We start from the raw sequence: 14,134 nt of genomic DNA on the forward strand, positions 1-14,134 counted from the left end.
CCAACAGGCAAACCGTTGGTTGAAACTCTTTGTGCATTGGACCTAGCTCAATGGATTCCCGCGTGCGCGGGAATGACGAAATATGTCCGCTAGTGGGGTCGCAGGCGGAAACAACGGCGCTCGCCTGCGCCTTCGCCAAGGCTTTGCCGCCGCTCGTCGGCTCGTCGGCAAGCGCTCAATTCTTGTCCTTCAGCGTCTCCATATAGGCGAGCAGATTGTCGATATCCTCATCCTCAAACTCGAATACCGGCATCTCCATCGTGTGACCGATTTGAACGCCGCGCTGGAAAGATCCCGCCACCATCCAGTCCGGCAATCGGCGCGCCGCGCGGCGAAGGCTCGGCGCGTTCGGGTTCGGTGATACCCCGTCGTCGAGGGCGTGGCATCCTGCGCAGTTGGCTTGCGCAAAGGCTCTGCCCTTGGCAGCGCTATCGGAGAGTTCGTTCGCGCCGCGATCCGTCACACAAGCGGCGATGAACATAAGAGCCGGGGTGATGAGCAGATATCTGGGCATGGTTTGCGACTCTCCTGATGCGGAGGGATAACGCAACCGGGCCGGGGAAAACAACCAGCCGATAAACCGATGGGCTCCTCGCTCGAAGTGGTCGCAACCGGGGTCGAAAGCTGCCCGTCTCTCGCCATCGCTTGCCGACCAGTAGCGCCTAAAGCCGCGGCAGCGTTACGCCCTTCTGGCCCATATATTTGCCCGCCCGGTCGGCATAGGTGACTTCGGGCCGCTCATTGCCTTGCAGGAACAGAAACTGGCACGCGCCTTCATTGGCGTAGATGCGCGCAGGCAGCGGCGTGGTGTTGGAGAATTCCAGTGTGACGTGGCCTTCCCAGCCCGGCTCCAGCGGGGTGACGTTCACGATGATTCCGCAGCGCGCATATGTGCTCTTGCCAAGGCAGATGACCAGCACGTCTTCGGGGATGCGGAAATACTCGACCGTGCGCGCGAGCGCGAAGGAATTGGGCGGGATGACGCAGACATCGGTGTCGCGGTCGACGAAGGAGTTCGAGGCGAAGTCCTTGGGATCGACAATGGCGCTGTCGACATTGGTGAAGATCTTGAATTCGGGCGCAACGCGCGCGTCATAGCCGAAAGAGCTGAGGCCATAGGAGATGACGCCCTCGCGCCGCTGCGCCTCGACGAAGGGCTCGATCATGCCGTTGGTCTCAGCCTGCTTGCGAATCCATGTATCGGAGAGAATAGCCATGCGCGCAACGATTCCCGAAGGCGGCGAGGGGGGCAAGCGCGGGAGCGATTTAGGTGTGGAGGTCTTGGCCTGGGCGCTGCGCGGTGTCAGTCGCCCTCGAAATCCGCCTTGCGCTTTTCGAGGAAGGCCGCCACCGCTTCGGCGTGGTCTGCCGAGGCGCGCGCGAGCATGAACTGGTCGCGGTCCATGAAGCTGGTCGCGTGCGCCAGCGGGTGCGCGCTGACCTCGATCGCTTCCTTGGCCATGCGCACCGCGAGGGGTGGGAGCCTGCTGTATTCAAGCGCGAGCTGCTTGGCGGTCTCCAGCGCCTGGCCGGGCTCGCTCATCCGGTCGATCAGCCCCCAAGCGAGCGCTTCGGGCGCCTCGACCTTGCGCCCCAGGACGATCAGTTCTTTTGCGCGCGACGGACCGATCAGGGCGACCAGACGCGGCACCGAACGCCAGCTCATATTCAGGCCGAGCGGCACCTCGGGCAGGCGGAAATGGGCCGCGTTCGAACTCACCCGGTGGTCGCAAGACGCCGCCAGCGCCAGACCGCCGCCGATGCAGAATCCTTCGATCGCGGCGATGGTAATCGGTTCAAGCTTGGCCCAGGCCTCGCACATCTCAGGGCCGAGCCGCAGCGCGCTGCGCTTCTCGACGGCCGACAGGCCTTCGCGCTCGCGCATTTCGGGGTCTGAGAGGTCCGCTCCAGCGCAGAACGTCTGCTTGCCCGTGAGCACGATCGCGCGAACGCCCGCGTCCTCGCGCAAGGTTTCGGCGGCGGCCTTGAGCGCGCGCATGGCCTCCAGCGACAGCGCGTTGAGGCGGTCGCCCCGATCCAGCGTGACGAGAGCGACATGCCTCTCGCGCTCGATCGTCACGGGGTCTCCCACCCTGCGTGTCATAGCGTTCACCCTGTCCCTTCTGGACGCGACTTTAGGGCAGCGCTGTGCGAAAGTCAGCGGGGATCGGGCAATCGGTGCACACGCTGTCATCGCACAAGCGGCAGAACTGGCAGCGCTCCAGGTCGCTGGTGTCGAGCGAGGCGAGCAATTTATGCAGGAGCGCGCCGAGCGCTTCCTCCTCCTCCGGGGCGAGTTGGCTGAGGAACGGGCGAATGGCGGCGATACGGCCCTCAAGGATACGCTCGCGCGCTTCGCGGCCGCGAGGCGTCAGGTGCAGCGCCACAGCGCGCCGATCCTTGCCCGGACGCCGTTCCACCAGACCATCGGCCGCCAGCCTATCCACCAGCCGCACACAGCCCGGATGGGAGAGACCGAGAACCTTGCGCAGCCTCTCGTTCGACGGCCCAAATCCATATCCGATCACGACCAGCGCCGCCGCCGTTTCCCCCGAGTGGTTGAGAATGGCCTGCGTCGTCTCGCCAACGCGATCGGCCACCGCCAGCGATAGGGTTCCCAGCAGATTAGCGGTCCGATCGGTCATGCGACGGCAATACGTGCCCTATGCACACAATTCAACTTGACAATACGTGCGCTGCGCACATAAAATTGACCGCATCATGATCAGCGCGTCCCAAGGAGCCAGCTATGACCGCCCAAGCAACCTCCACTCTCAGCGCCGAACACCGTGAATTCTATGAGCGTTTCAAGTCCTTCTGGGCCAACCCCACCGGCCCGCGTGTGGCCGAAATCATTGCGCCGGACGCCACCATACATTTCAGCGGGCAAGGCACTTTTTCGGGTGCGGAGTACGTTGAGGTGATGAGCGGCTTGCTCGACCAGATGGACGGTCTGGAGGTGACGGCGATAGACTGCGCTGGAGAGGGCGAGTTGCTCTACATCTTCTGGAACGCGTCAGCGCTTATCGATGGCGAGCCACGACCCTATCACGGCGTCGACCGCTTCCGGATCAGGGACGGAATGGCGCGCGAGGAATACATCATTTTCGACACCAGTCTTCTGGCGTGACGCGGCGCGCCGCCAAGTGCGCCATGCCCTTCAATCGATCACACGTGCACCAAGCTCAGGGTTCATGGCGGTGATGTGGTTGAGCCATTTCTTGGGCCGCCGCAGCATGTCTTGAGGGTAATCGACCCTGAGCCCGACAAGCCGCGCGATCTCGCCCACAAAGTGGATGCAGTTGCGGTTTTCAAGATCGTAAAAGCGGCCCGGCGCTTCCTGCCATGAACGCACGAGCTTGATCACCTTGATGTACTGCGCATCGCTCAAGGTGATCGAGAAATGGCGGTTGGTCTTGCGCACGTTCTTCTCGCTTTCCGCCAGGATCATGTGCTCGACCGGCCCTGAGAGGATCGCAGGCGTCACGCTGCGCGCGGAGAAGCCGTAATTCTCATTCACCACGCGCCCGGTTTCCTCCAGCGTTCCTTCCAGCACGATGAAGGTGTGCGGATAGCGACCCCACATGACGCTGCCGTTGAAGCTGTGGAAATGGAGCCGGACCTCGGCGAAGGCGGGGCCGGACCAAACGAAGGCGAGGAGCAGCAAAAGGCGCGAGAACAGGCGGAGCATCGCGCCTATGTTTATCGCCTCGCAAGAGCGGGGCAAGGGTGTCGCGTCCTTGAAGCGTCAGTTCTGCAAATACGGCTCGCCCATCGCCGCCAGCAGGCTCGCATTGCCGCCCGCCGCGGTCGTATCGATGCAAACGGTCCGCTCGGTCGCGAAGCGCGCGAGATAGTGCGGGCCGCCCGCCTTGGGACCGGTGCCCGACAGCCCTTCGCCGCCAAACGGCTGGCTTTCGACGATCGCCCCGATCTGGTTGCGGTTGACGTAGAAATTTCCGACTTTCGCGCGGGCCTGAACGAAGCGGCGGGTGGCCGCGATCCGGCTGTGCAGGCCAAGCGTAAGGCCGTAGCCGGTTGCGTTGATATCCGCGACCACCTGTCCAAGCTCTTCCGCCTTGAAGCGCGCAACATGCAGAACGGGGCCGAAATTCTCGCGATTGAGTTCGAGGATCGAGTCGATCTCGATGATCGTGGGCGCGACAAAACAGCCCCGCGCGGTTTCCGGAGGCATTTGAATGCGGTGCACGATCTTGCCCGAAGCCTCGCGCCGCGCCACGTGGCGTTCGAGCGCGGCCTGCGCGTCGGGATCGATCACCGGGCCGACATCGGTCGAAAGGCGCGCCGGATCGCCGACATACAGCGCTTCGAAGCCGCCGCGGATCATCGCTAGCATTTCGTCTGCGACATCGTCTTGCAGATAGAGCACGCGCAGCGCGGAACAGCGTTGGCCCGCGCTCTGAAACGCGCTCGCCAGCACATCGCGCACGACCTGCTCGGGCAGCGCGGATGAATCGACAATCATCGCGTTCTGCCCGCCGGTCTCCGCGATCAGCGTCGCGATCGGCCCCTCGCGCGCGGCCAGCGTCTGGTTGATCAGGCGCGCGGTCTCGGTCGACCCGGTGAAAGCGACGCCCGCCAGCAGCGGATGCGAGGTAATCGCCTGGCCCACTTCCGCCGCGCCGGGCAGCAATTGCAGCGCTTCGGGTGGGATGCCCGCTTCGTGGCACAGCCGCACCGCAAGCGCGGCGATCAGCGGGGTCTGTTCGGCGGGCTTGGCGATCACGGTGTTGCCCGCAGCGAGCGCAGCGGAGGCCATGCCGGTGAAGATCGCGAGCGGAAAATTCCACGGGCTGATCGTCGCAAACACCCCGCGCCCGTGCAGGCTCAGCGTGTTCTCCTCGCCCGTCGGTCCGGGCAGAACGATCGGGCTGGCAAATTGCCGCCGCGCTTCGTGCCCATAGTAGCGCAGAAAATCGACCGCCTCGCGCACTTCCGCGACGCCATCGAGCAGGGTCTTACCCGCTTCGCGCTGGCACAGGCTGAGAAACTCGTCGGTGTGCGCTTCGAACAGATCGGCGGCCTCTTCGAGCAGCAGCGCGCGATTCTCGCCCCCCAAAGCGTCCCAGCCCGGCTGGATGGCGGCGGCCCGCTCGAACGCGGCGTCGACTTCTTCGGGCGTTGCATCGCGGCGCGTGCCCGCTGTCGCCTCAAGATCATGAGGCATGGTGATGGGCGCCATCTCTCCCGCATCCTCAGCCGGGAAAGTAGGTTCAGCGACCCATTGGCGTGAGGCGAGCGCATCGAGGCGTTGCTGCAGTGGCGCGAGCACAAGCGGATCGGACAGATCGACGCCCGCGCTGTTCACGCGCTCGCCCAGAATGTTCGCGGGGAGCGGGATTGCCGTGTTGCGACGCGGCGCCATCGCTTCGAGTTCGGCGACGGGATCGCCAACCAGCTCTTCGGCGGCCAGGTCCGCATCGCCCATTCGGTTGACGAAGCTGGTGTTCGCGCCGTTCTCAAGCAGACGGCGCACAAGGTAGGCGAGCAATTCCTTGTGCCCGCCAACCGGCGCGTAGATGCGCACCGGCGTCGGATCGTTGCCTTCCAGAGCGCGCAGCGTGGCGTAGACTTCTTCGCCCATGCCGTGGAGGCGCTGAAATTCGAACGGACGCCCGGCCGACATGGTCTTTATGGATGCGATGGTGAGCGCGTTGTGAGTGGCAAAGGCCGGATAGATCACATCCTCGTGCTCGAACAACCGCGCGGCGCAGGCGAGGAAGGAGACATCGGTCGCCACCTTGTGGGTGAAGACCGGGTAGTCGGTAAAACCGCCGACCTGGGAAATCTTGATCTCGCTATCCCAATAAGCGCCCTTGACCAGCCGGACGAGCAGGCGGCGATTGTGACGCCGCGCGCACTTGGCGATCCAGTCGCACAGCGGCGTGCCGCGCTTCTGATAGGCCTGGATCGCAAGGCCAAAACCTTCCCAGCGCGCGCCATTGGCGCGCTCGAACAGCGCGTCGTCGGCCACAAGCTCCTCGATGATGTCGAGGCTGAGTTCGAGTCGTTCGGCCTCCTCGGCATCCACGGTGAAATGAATGTCCGCATCGCGCGCCTTTATAGCGAGTTCGCGCACGATCGGGACGATGTCGCGCCGCGCTTCCTCGGCGTGCATGTAAAGATACTTCGGATGGAGGGCAGAGAGTTTGACCGAAATGCCGGGCGAGCCGCCAATGCCGCCGCCCGCTTCCTGCGCCAGGCGGTCGAGCGCGCTTGCATAGGCTTCGCGATATCGGGCTGCATCGGCGAAAGTCATCGCCGCTTCGCCGAGCATGTCGAAGCTGTGAGTCAGGCCCCTGGCGCGTTCGGGTGCTGCGCGTTTGAGCGCTTCGCCGATTGTCCGGCCGAAGACAAACTGCCCGCCCATGATCCGCATCGCCTGAAGCGTCGCTTTGCGGATGACGGGTTCGCCAAGACGGTTGATCGTGCTTCGCAGGGTCTTGCCGAGACCCTTCTGGTGCTCCTCGGGCTGTTCGAGCACTTCCCCGGTCAGCATCAGCGAGAAGGTCGCCGCGTTGACGAAGGTGGAGGAGGATTCGCCGAGATGCTCGCCCCAGTCGATCGCGCCGATCTTGTCCTTGATGAGCGCGTCGGCGGTTTCGTTATCGGGCACGCGCAACAGCGCCTCGGCCAGGCACATGAGCGCAACGCCTTCCTCGGTGTCGAGACCATATTGCTGGAGAAACGCGTCGATCCCCGACGCCTTGAATTCGCGCGCACCCTCGATCAGTTCGATCGCCAGTTGCGAGGCTTGCTTGGCCACCTTCTTCGCCGGCGCAGCCTGCTTGAGCCGTTTGGCAATGCACGCCTCCTCATCCTCGCGATAGGCGTGCCGCAGTTCGCTGCGGTCGAGGAAGGCGATCGAGGCGCTGGGAAGGTCGGCTGCAGTCACGGTGAACGGGTCGCTTTCAAAAAGCCGAGTGAGTCGGCGTTCCGGTTATCGGTTCGATATACGCGCGAAAGCGCTCGCATTCGAGGGGGATTGACGTCTAGAGCCGGTTGCAGGGATACGGCGCGATCCCTCCCAAGGAGCCAAGGACACGATGCCTGATTTCGCCTTTTATTGCCGCGATGGAGAAGACGCCCCCCGCATTCGCCCGAAGGTGCGCGAGGCGCATTTCGAGCATATCTTCGCGCATGTCGGAAAGTACAAGCTGGGCGGGCCGCTCAAGAAGGGCGGCGAGTCCGCCGGATCGCTGATAGTGATCGAGGGCGAGGACGAAGCCGCCGCACGCGCGATTTTCGAGCAGGATCCCTATTTCGTCGCCGGCGTGTGGCAGTCGATTACCGTCAATGAGTTCGAATTCCTGACCGGCATCTGGCGACCGTCCGAAGACGGGCCTTAAGCCACTACTTTTTCTTCGCAAACAGCCGCTTGCCGACCGCGTCGAGCTTGGCCATCGTTTCTGGGTCCTGCTCTTCGGGTGCGGTGATGATGGCGGTGTCGAGCACCGTGTCGATGGGCGAGGCTTTGCGCTTCTTGGGCAGATCCTCGACCAGCTTGACCACCATGGATCGGGCCAGCGCTCCGTTTTCCTGCATCTGCGCGATCACTTCGGCGACATCGACCGCTTCGCCTTCCCGCCAGCAATCGTAGTCGGTCACCATGCCGACAAGCGCGTAGGGCATCTCGGCCTCGCGCGCGAGCTTGGCTTCGGGAACGCCCGTCATGCCGATGATATCCGCGCCCCACTGGCGATACATCCGGCTTTCCGCGCGGGTGGAGAATTGCGGGCCTTCCATCGCCAGATAGGTCGCGCCCACGGCCACCTTGCCCTCGCTCGCGGTGAGCGCGTTGGCGCACATCTCCGACAGGCGCGGACAGGTCGGATCGGCCATCGAGACATGGGCGACAAAGCCACTGGTGAAGAAGGTTGAGGGCCGCGCAAAGGTGCGGTCGATGAACTGGTCGACGAGCGCGAAGCGCCCGGGCTCAAGCTCTTCGCGCAGCGAACCGACCGCCGAGATGGCGACAATGTCGGTGCAGCCCGCGCGCTTCAACGCATCGATGTTGGCGCGCGCGTTCAGCTCGGTGGGCGGGATCGGGTGGCCCCGGCCATGGCGCGGCAGGAAGCGTACTTTCACACCGCTTAGCGTTCCGCACAGGATTTCGTCCGACGGCTCGCCCCACGGCGTGTCGATGGCGATCCACTGCGCGTCTTCGAGGCCCTCTATCTCGTAGAGCCCCGATCCGCCGATGATCCCGATGCACCATTCGCTGGCCATTGTGAGTGTACGCGCGCCTTTGTCTTTTGGTCTGTCTGGGGTCCGCTGGGTGATCGCTGGCCTTAGGTCAGGTCAAACGGGTCGGGCAAGGCCTTGCGGATAAAGGCCTGCGCTTTCCCGAAAGGACCAGCGATCGAGGCGCGCGCGGTCATGCGCGCATGGTGCGCCTTGAGACGAGGCCAGTTATCGAGCGGGGCCCTGGCCACCAGCTCGATCTGCATGAAGGCGCAGGTGATCGCGATATCGGCGATACTCAGCGCGTTTCCGGCGAAGTAATCCGCCTCGCCCAGCGCGGCTTCAAGATAATCGAGCACAGGCGGCAACTCTTCCGCCCAGGCCACCCTGGCCCTTTGAATATCGGGTTCCTTGCCTTGAGCGATCGAGAAGAAGATCGGACGAAAGACGCCAATCCCCGCCATCGGCGCGAGGGCGGTGTCGGCGTATTCTTCCACAAACAGCGTGCGGCCATAGGCGAAGGCGTCGGCGGGGTAGAGAGCGGGTTCGGGGTGCTTCTTTTCGATATAGGCGCAGATGGCGGACGAGTCGGCGATCGTGCCCTGTGCGCTGGAGTGGTCGCCCCCAGCCGCGATCGAGCGGTCGCGCAGCACCGGAATGCGCTTCATCGGAGAAATCGCGGGGAACCATTCGGGCGGGCTCATGATGTTGACCGGTTCCACATCGAAAGGCACGCCCTTCTCGATTGCGCAGGCCATCGTCTTGCGCGCAAACGGCGAGACCGGCGAGCCGTAGATGAGGAAATCGGGGGGCGGCTGTGCCATGTGACTCTCCTGCTCGCGCGTCCTCTTAGTCGCAACCCGCATTTGCGCAATGGCCGTGACAATCATTGCGTTTTGAAATGCAACACGTCACTCTAATCAAAACAGAGTCACTCAAAGTCCCCGCTGCACGAGAGAGGATCCATCATGGCAACGCAGTATAAAAATTTGATCAATGGCGAGATGGTCGAGACCGACGAATGGCTCGATGTTGTCAACCCTGCAAACGAAGAAGTCATCGGGCGCGTGCCGGCTTGCGGCAAGGACGAACTCGACCAAGCGGTCGCCGCGGCGCGCGCCGCCTTCAAGACGTGGAAGACATCGACCTTCGAAGAGCGTCATGCCGCCTGTATGGCGATCTCGACTGCGATCAAGGAAAACGCCGATGAACTCTACCGCCTGCTGACCAGCGAGCAGGGCAAGCCGCACGCTCAGGCCAAGGGCGAAATCTTTGGCGCAGCGGGCATCTCGGCCGCGCAATCGACGCTGCAGCTTGAAGAGGAGATCGTCCAGGACGACGACACGCGTCTGCACCGCCACCGCCGTGTGCCCGTTGGCGTGGTTGGCGGCATCGTGCCGTGGAACTTCCCCGTCATGATGGCGGTCCAGAAGATCGTTCCCGCGCTGATGGCCGGTTGTACGATCGTCCTCAAACCTTCGCCTTTCACGCCGCTCACGACCTTGCGCCTTGCCGAACTTGTCGCGGACAAGGTTCCGGCGGGCACCGTCAACATTATCACCGGCGAAGACAGCCTCGGCCCGCTGATCACCGGCCACCCGGATATCGACAAGATCACCTTCACCGGCTCGACAGCGACGGGCAAGAAGATCATGGAAGGCGCAAGCGCGGACCTGAAACGCATCACGCTGGAGCTGGGCGGCAACGACGCCTCGATCGTGCTGCCCGACGCCGATCCCAAGAAGGTCGCCGAACAGCTGTTCTGGTCCAGCTTCCAGAACGCAGGCCAGGTCTGCATCGCGGCCAAGCGCGTCTATATCCACGAGGACATCTACGACGAACTTTCCGCCGCGATCGCCGAATACGCCAAGACCGTCGTCGTGGGCGATGGCTCCGAGCAGGGCACCGGCGTCGGCCCGATTCAGAACAAGAAGCAGTACGACCGGGTGCTGGAGCTGATTCAGGACGCGAAAGACAACGGCTACAAGTTCCTGACCGGCGGCGACAAGGACCCCTCGGGCACCGGCTATTACGTGCCGATCACGATCCTCGACAACCCGCCCGAGGACGCGCGGATTGTGGCGGAAGAACAGTTCGGCCCGGTCATGCCGCTAATGAAGTTCTCAAGCGAGGACGAAGTGATCGAACGCGCCAACAGTTCCCACTATGGCCTTGCCGGAGCGGTGTGGACCGGCGACCCGGAAAAGGGCGTCGAGGTCGCCGAGCAGCTTGAAACCGGGACGGTGTGGGTCAACGAATTCATGCACCTCTCGCCCTTTGCCCCGTTCGGCGGTCACAAGCAGTCAGGCTTTGGCGCAGAGTACGGCAAGGAAGGTCTGCGGGAGTTCACCTACCCGCAGGTGATCACCGTGAAGAAGGACAACGTGGTCGCCTGAAGGTGCGGCCAGACCGACAATACCAAGAGGGGACAAGATATGTCGGACACGCATTTGTCGCGTCGCCAGATCGTGGCCATGGGCACGATCCTTGGCGGGATGAGCGTTGCCGCGCCGCTGAGCGCACAAAGTTTTGGCGATATCATGGGCTCGGCCAAGAAGGTCGTGGATGCGGTCAGCTATTCCGATGAGGAAATGGCGGCCTATTTCGATCAGATGTCGGCCCAGATGGATTCGCAAAACACCGTCGCGGGGCCCGATGACCCCTACGGCCAGCGCATCGCAGCGCTGTCGCAGGGGCTTGAAAACTACGACGGGCTCGATCTCGACATCAAAGCCTATCTGGTCGAGGATGTGAACGCCTTTGCGATGGCGAACGGCACCATCCGGGTGTATTCTGGGCTGATGGATCAGTTTACCGATGACGAAGTGCGCTACGTCATCGGGCACGAGATCGGCCACGTGCAAAAGGAACACACGCGAAAGCGGATGGAGGGCGCGTTGCAGAAAGAAGCCGCGCTCAGCGTCGCGGGGACGGCGAGCGGCGATGTCCGGCGTCTGGCGTCTTCAGAGCTTGGGGCCCTGTTCAGCAATGTGATCACCGCCCAGCACTCGCAGAAGCACGAACGCCAGGCGGACGACTACGCTTTCGATTTCATGCAGGCCAACAATTACGACGCGCAAGCCTGCGTGACCGCGCTCGACAAGCTCGACGCGATGAGTGGCGGGGCCGGCGGGGCCTCCGGGCCGGACTGGCTTTCCACGCACCCCAGCCCGAGGAAACGCGCCAGGCGGATGCGCAAGAAGCTCGCCTGACAGCTGGATGGGACACTGAATGGGAGACACCACTCCCGATGAACTGATTGAAGGGCTGGCGCGGGTATGTGCGCGCGCGGGCCTTTCGCCGCCAACGGGTCTGGAGCGGCTGACCGGGGGCGCGACCATGGAGAGCTGGCGGTTTTTGTGCGGGGCGCGTGCCTTCGTCCTGCGCCGCGCTCCGAGCCTCGCTTTCATGGACGACCGCCCCTTTGGGCACGATATCGAAGCGGAGATCATTCGCCAGGCCAATGCGGCGGGCGTAACCGCGCCGCGTGTGGTGGCGGAGCTGTTGCCCGAGGACGGCATCGGTTCGGGTTTTGTGATGCAGGCCTTACCGGGCACGCCAAACCCCAAGCAAATTCTTGAAATGGAAGACCCGGACGCGCTGCTCACCCAAGCGGCGCGTGATCTGGCGCGTATCCATTCACTGCGGCGAGAGGACTTGCCGGAGGCTGTCCCCGTCATGGATTATCGCGAGGCCATCGCGGATTTGCGCGCCCAATTCGAGGAAGCGGGCGGGGATCGCCCGATCATCGCGTTGGGCCTCAGATGGTTGGAGGACAATTGCCCTGACCCGGCCCCGTACGTCCTCAACCACGGCGATTATCGCATGGGCAATCTGCTGGCTGAGGACAGCAAGCTGACCGGTGTGCTCGATTGGGAGCTCGCCCATTTTGGCGACCGGCATGAGGATCTCGCCTTCGGCTGCATGGCGGTGTGGCGCTTCCACCGATACGACCGGCCCGCGCTGGGGCTGGGCAGCCTCGAAGACTACTTCGCCGCCTACGAAGCTGAAAACGGCGTCACCGTCGACCGCGAACGCTTCCGTTACTGGCTGATCCACCGCACCGTGTGGTGGGCTCTGGGTTGCTTACGCATGGCCAAAATCTGGCGCAGCGGCGAGGACCGCATGCTGGAGCGCGTCGTGATCTCGCGCCGGACGAGCGAGCAGGAGCTCGACCTGCTGATGCTGTTGGAGGAGGATGCGCCGGAGAAGGAACGGGAGCCAGCTTGCTTCGAATTTGAAGTCGAAGAGAGTATCGGCGAAGCTGAGAACGGCGAATTGGCTCAGGCGGTTCTCGAATGGCTTGAAACCATAAAGCCGCTCATGTCGGGCCATAATAAGTTCCAGCATGCGGTCGCTCGAAATGCGCTCAAAATGATTGCTCGCGACGCGCACTTCATGCCCGATCATTTTGATCGCGAATGCGCGCAACGAATCCTTGAAGGCAAGGAAACTCTTCAGACCCCAAATCTGCTATGGAACCTGCAGCAGGAAGCTCTCGAGAAACTTAGCTCCGATGTGCCAAACTATCCTGCATTGGCGGCTGCGAAGGAACGCTGGTTGATAAAGAGCAAGGACTAACAAATGGACTTCGCAATTCCCGCCGATCTGCAGGCCTATCTCGACGAACTCGACGCTTTCATTGAGGCAGAGATAAAGCCGCTCGAAAATCAAGATGATAACATCCGTTTTTTCGACCACCGCCGCGAGCATTCGCGGACCGATTGGGACAATGGCGGATTGCCTCGAGAAGAGTGGGAGGAATTGCTCAAGGAGGCTACCAGCAGAGCAGATGCTGCTGGGTATTGGCGGTTCTCGGCTCCCAAGAAGTATGGTGGGCAAGATGGAGAAAACCTCTGGATGGCCCTCATCCGCGAGCATCTGGCTCGCAAAGGCCTTGGCCTGCACAACGACCTCCAGAACGAGCACTCCATCGTCGGCAATTTCCCCTTCGTCGCCATGTTCGATCAATGGGGCACCGAAGCGCAGAAAGAGGAATTCATCCTCGGCGGCTTCGAGGGCCGTCGCCGGGTCGCCTTCGGCCTGACCGAACCCGACCACGGCTCGGACGCCACCCATATGGAAACCACCGCCGTTCGCGAGACGCGCGACGGCGTTGAGGGCTGGCTGATCAACGGCGAGAAGATGTGGATCACGGGCATGCATGTCGCCACGCATTGCGCGATGTTCGCACGCACCAGCGGCGAAGCGGGAGCTTCGTCGGGCATCACCTGCTTCCTCGTGCCCAACCCCTCCCCGGGCCTCGAAATCGAGGAATGGATGTGGACGTTCAACATGCCCACCGACCACCCGCGCCTTTCAGTAAAAGACGTGTGGGTGCCCGACAGCGCGATCCTCGGCGTCGAGGGGCGCGGCCTCGCTCTCGCGCAAAGCTTCGTCCACCAGAACCGCATCCGTCAGGCGGCGAGCAGCTGCGGGGCGGCCTTGTTCTGCATCGACGAGAGTGTGAAATACGCCCGCCAGCGCAAACCCTTTGGCGAGGCGCTTTCGAAAAATCAGGCGATCCAGTTCCCGCTGGTCGAACTCGCCACGCAGGCCGAGATGCTGCGCCTGCTCATCTTCAAGACCGCGTGGGAGATGGACAATATGCCCCATGAAGAGATCGAGCGGAGCATTTCGGACAAGGTCTCAATGTGCAATTACTGGGCGAACCGGCTGTGCTGCGAAGCCGCGGACCGCGCGATGCAGGTGCATGGCGGCATCGGCTATTCGCGCCACACGCCGTTCGAGCACATCTATCGCCACCACCGCCGCTATCGCATCACCGAGGGCAGCGAGGAAATCCAGATGCGCAAAGTGGCGGCGTACTTGTTTGGCTATCTGGGACCGAAAAAGGGGATGTACGACTGACTGGGAGTTTCAGCCCGCCCGTCCCGCCTCCCCGCCCGTCCACCATAGTGTGATGGTT

At 62.9% G+C, this 14,134-nt stretch carries 14 protein-coding genes; 6 read left to right on the plus strand and 8 right to left on the minus strand.

Annotated features, from left to right (window positions below; genetic code table 11):
* Positions 1–175: 175 nt before the first annotated feature.
* The 4 genes from QNI87_RS15560 to QNI87_RS15575 all read right to left on the minus strand — a co-directional run bounded on the left by QNI87_RS15560 (position 176) and on the right by QNI87_RS15575 (position 2,645).
* Entirely contained in the window at positions 176–514 is a 339-nt protein-coding gene (locus QNI87_RS15560; protein WP_300598258.1) for a cytochrome c, read from the minus strand.
* Positions 515–662: 148 nt separating this feature from the next.
* Entirely contained in the window at positions 663–1,217 is a 555-nt protein-coding gene (gene dcd / locus QNI87_RS15565; RefSeq protein ID WP_300598260.1) for a dCTP deaminase, read from the minus strand.
* 86 nt (positions 1,218–1,303) lie between these two features.
* The gene (locus QNI87_RS15570; protein WP_300598284.1) at positions 1,304–2,104 is read right to left on the minus strand and encodes an enoyl-CoA hydratase/isomerase family protein; all 801 of its coding nucleotides are present in this window, start codon (positions 2,102–2,104) and stop codon (positions 1,304–1,306) included.
* 31 nt (positions 2,105–2,135) lie between these two features.
* The gene (locus QNI87_RS15575; RefSeq protein ID WP_300598262.1) at positions 2,136–2,645 is read right to left on the minus strand and encodes a MarR family transcriptional regulator; all 510 of its coding nucleotides are present in this window, start codon (positions 2,643–2,645) and stop codon (positions 2,136–2,138) included.
* A gap of 104 nt (positions 2,646–2,749) precedes the next feature.
* Here QNI87_RS15575 and QNI87_RS15580 point away from each other — a divergent pair, with 104 nt between their 5' ends.
* Positions 2,750–3,130 carry a nuclear transport factor 2 family protein gene (locus tag QNI87_RS15580; protein ID WP_300598264.1) on the plus strand — a complete coding sequence of 127 codons (381 nt, stop codon included), beginning with the start codon at positions 2,750–2,752 and terminating at the stop codon, positions 3,128–3,130.
* A gap of 30 nt (positions 3,131–3,160) precedes the next feature.
* On the opposite strand, the gene QNI87_RS15585 is transcribed toward QNI87_RS15580, so the two are convergent.
* Complete coding sequence (locus QNI87_RS15585) at positions 3,161–3,691, minus strand: hypothetical protein (protein WP_300598266.1); 531 nt, start codon at positions 3,689–3,691, stop codon at positions 3,161–3,163.
* Between the two features lie 57 nt (positions 3,692–3,748).
* Positions 3,749–6,916, minus strand: coding sequence for a bifunctional proline dehydrogenase/L-glutamate gamma-semialdehyde dehydrogenase PutA (gene putA / locus QNI87_RS15590; RefSeq protein WP_300598268.1), 3,168 nt, complete (start codon positions 6,914–6,916; stop codon positions 3,749–3,751).
* Positions 6,917–7,067: 151 nt separating this feature from the next.
* On the opposite strand from putA, the gene QNI87_RS15595 reads away from it, so the two are divergent.
* The gene (locus tag QNI87_RS15595; RefSeq protein ID WP_300598270.1) at positions 7,068–7,370 is read left to right on the plus strand and encodes a YciI family protein; all 303 of its coding nucleotides are present in this window, start codon (positions 7,068–7,070) and stop codon (positions 7,368–7,370) included.
* Between the two features lie 4 nt (positions 7,371–7,374).
* On the opposite strand, the gene mtnP is transcribed toward QNI87_RS15595, so the two are convergent.
* Together mtnP and QNI87_RS15605 are read right to left on the minus strand one after the other, a co-directional pair.
* Positions 7,375–8,250, minus strand: coding sequence for an S-methyl-5'-thioadenosine phosphorylase (gene mtnP, locus QNI87_RS15600; RefSeq protein WP_300598273.1), 876 nt, complete (start codon positions 8,248–8,250; stop codon positions 7,375–7,377).
* A gap of 62 nt (positions 8,251–8,312) precedes the next feature.
* Positions 8,313–9,029 carry a glutathione S-transferase family protein gene (locus tag QNI87_RS15605; protein WP_300598275.1) on the minus strand — a complete coding sequence of 239 codons (717 nt, stop codon included), beginning with the start codon at positions 9,027–9,029 and terminating at the stop codon, positions 8,313–8,315.
* Positions 9,030–9,173: 144 nt separating this feature from the next.
* Here QNI87_RS15605 and QNI87_RS15610 point away from each other — a divergent pair, with 144 nt between their 5' ends.
* From QNI87_RS15610 to QNI87_RS15625, 4 genes are read left to right on the plus strand one after another with little or no spacing between them, the layout of a single operon-like run.
* Entirely contained in the window at positions 9,174–10,601 is a 1,428-nt protein-coding gene (locus QNI87_RS15610) for an aldehyde dehydrogenase family protein (protein ID WP_300598277.1), read from the plus strand.
* 39 nt (positions 10,602–10,640) lie between these two features.
* Positions 10,641–11,417 (plus strand): M48 family metalloprotease, encoded by a 777-nt coding sequence (locus QNI87_RS15615; RefSeq protein ID WP_300598279.1) that lies wholly within the window; start codon positions 10,641–10,643, stop codon positions 11,415–11,417.
* A 19-nt stretch (positions 11,418–11,436) separates the two neighbouring features.
* Positions 11,437–12,786: a phosphotransferase family protein gene (locus QNI87_RS15620; protein ID WP_300598281.1), complete on the plus strand. Its 1,350-nt coding sequence runs from the start codon at positions 11,437–11,439 to the stop codon at positions 12,784–12,786.
* A gap of 3 nt (positions 12,787–12,789) precedes the next feature.
* Positions 12,790–14,076, plus strand: coding sequence for an acyl-CoA dehydrogenase family protein (locus tag QNI87_RS15625; protein WP_300598282.1), 1,287 nt, complete (start codon positions 12,790–12,792; stop codon positions 14,074–14,076).
* Positions 14,077–14,134 lie beyond the last annotated feature (58 nt).

The organism is Erythrobacter sp., from assembly GCF_030066995.1.
GTDB lineage: Bacteria > Pseudomonadota > Alphaproteobacteria > Sphingomonadales > Sphingomonadaceae > Erythrobacter.

What these genes read in the sequence shown, in the direction of transcription:
- QNI87_RS15570 (WP_300598284.1), bottom strand. Translation starts at nt 2,104, where the DNA reads ATGACACGCAGGGTGGGAGACCCCGTGACGATCGAGCGCGAGAGGCAT.
- QNI87_RS15560 (WP_300598258.1), bottom strand. Translation starts at nt 514, where the DNA reads ATGCCCAGATATCTGCTCATCACCCCGGCTCTTATGTTCATCGCCGCT.
- QNI87_RS15615 (WP_300598279.1), top strand. Translation starts at nt 10,641, where the DNA reads ATGTCGGACACGCATTTGTCGCGTCGCCAGATCGTGGCCATGGGCACG.
- QNI87_RS15580 (WP_300598264.1), top strand. Translation starts at nt 2,750, where the DNA reads ATGACCGCCCAAGCAACCTCCACTCTCAGCGCCGAACACCGTGAATTC.
- QNI87_RS15595 (WP_300598270.1), top strand. Translation starts at nt 7,068, where the DNA reads ATGCCTGATTTCGCCTTTTATTGCCGCGATGGAGAAGACGCCCCCCGC.
- QNI87_RS15605 (WP_300598275.1), bottom strand. Translation starts at nt 9,029, where the DNA reads ATGGCACAGCCGCCCCCCGATTTCCTCATCTACGGCTCGCCGGTCTCG.
- QNI87_RS15585 (WP_300598266.1), bottom strand. Translation starts at nt 3,691, where the DNA reads ATGCTCCGCCTGTTCTCGCGCCTTTTGCTGCTCCTCGCCTTCGTTTGG.
- QNI87_RS15625 (WP_300598282.1), top strand. Translation starts at nt 12,790, where the DNA reads ATGGACTTCGCAATTCCCGCCGATCTGCAGGCCTATCTCGACGAACTC.
- QNI87_RS15620 (WP_300598281.1), top strand. Translation starts at nt 11,437, where the DNA reads ATGGGAGACACCACTCCCGATGAACTGATTGAAGGGCTGGCGCGGGTA.
- dcd (WP_300598260.1), bottom strand. Translation starts at nt 1,217, where the DNA reads ATGGCTATTCTCTCCGATACATGGATTCGCAAGCAGGCTGAGACCAAC.
- mtnP (WP_300598273.1), bottom strand. Translation starts at nt 8,250, where the DNA reads ATGGCCAGCGAATGGTGCATCGGGATCATCGGCGGATCGGGGCTCTAC.
- QNI87_RS15610 (WP_300598277.1), top strand. Translation starts at nt 9,174, where the DNA reads ATGGCAACGCAGTATAAAAATTTGATCAATGGCGAGATGGTCGAGACC.
- QNI87_RS15575 (WP_300598262.1), bottom strand. Translation starts at nt 2,645, where the DNA reads ATGACCGATCGGACCGCTAATCTGCTGGGAACCCTATCGCTGGCGGTG.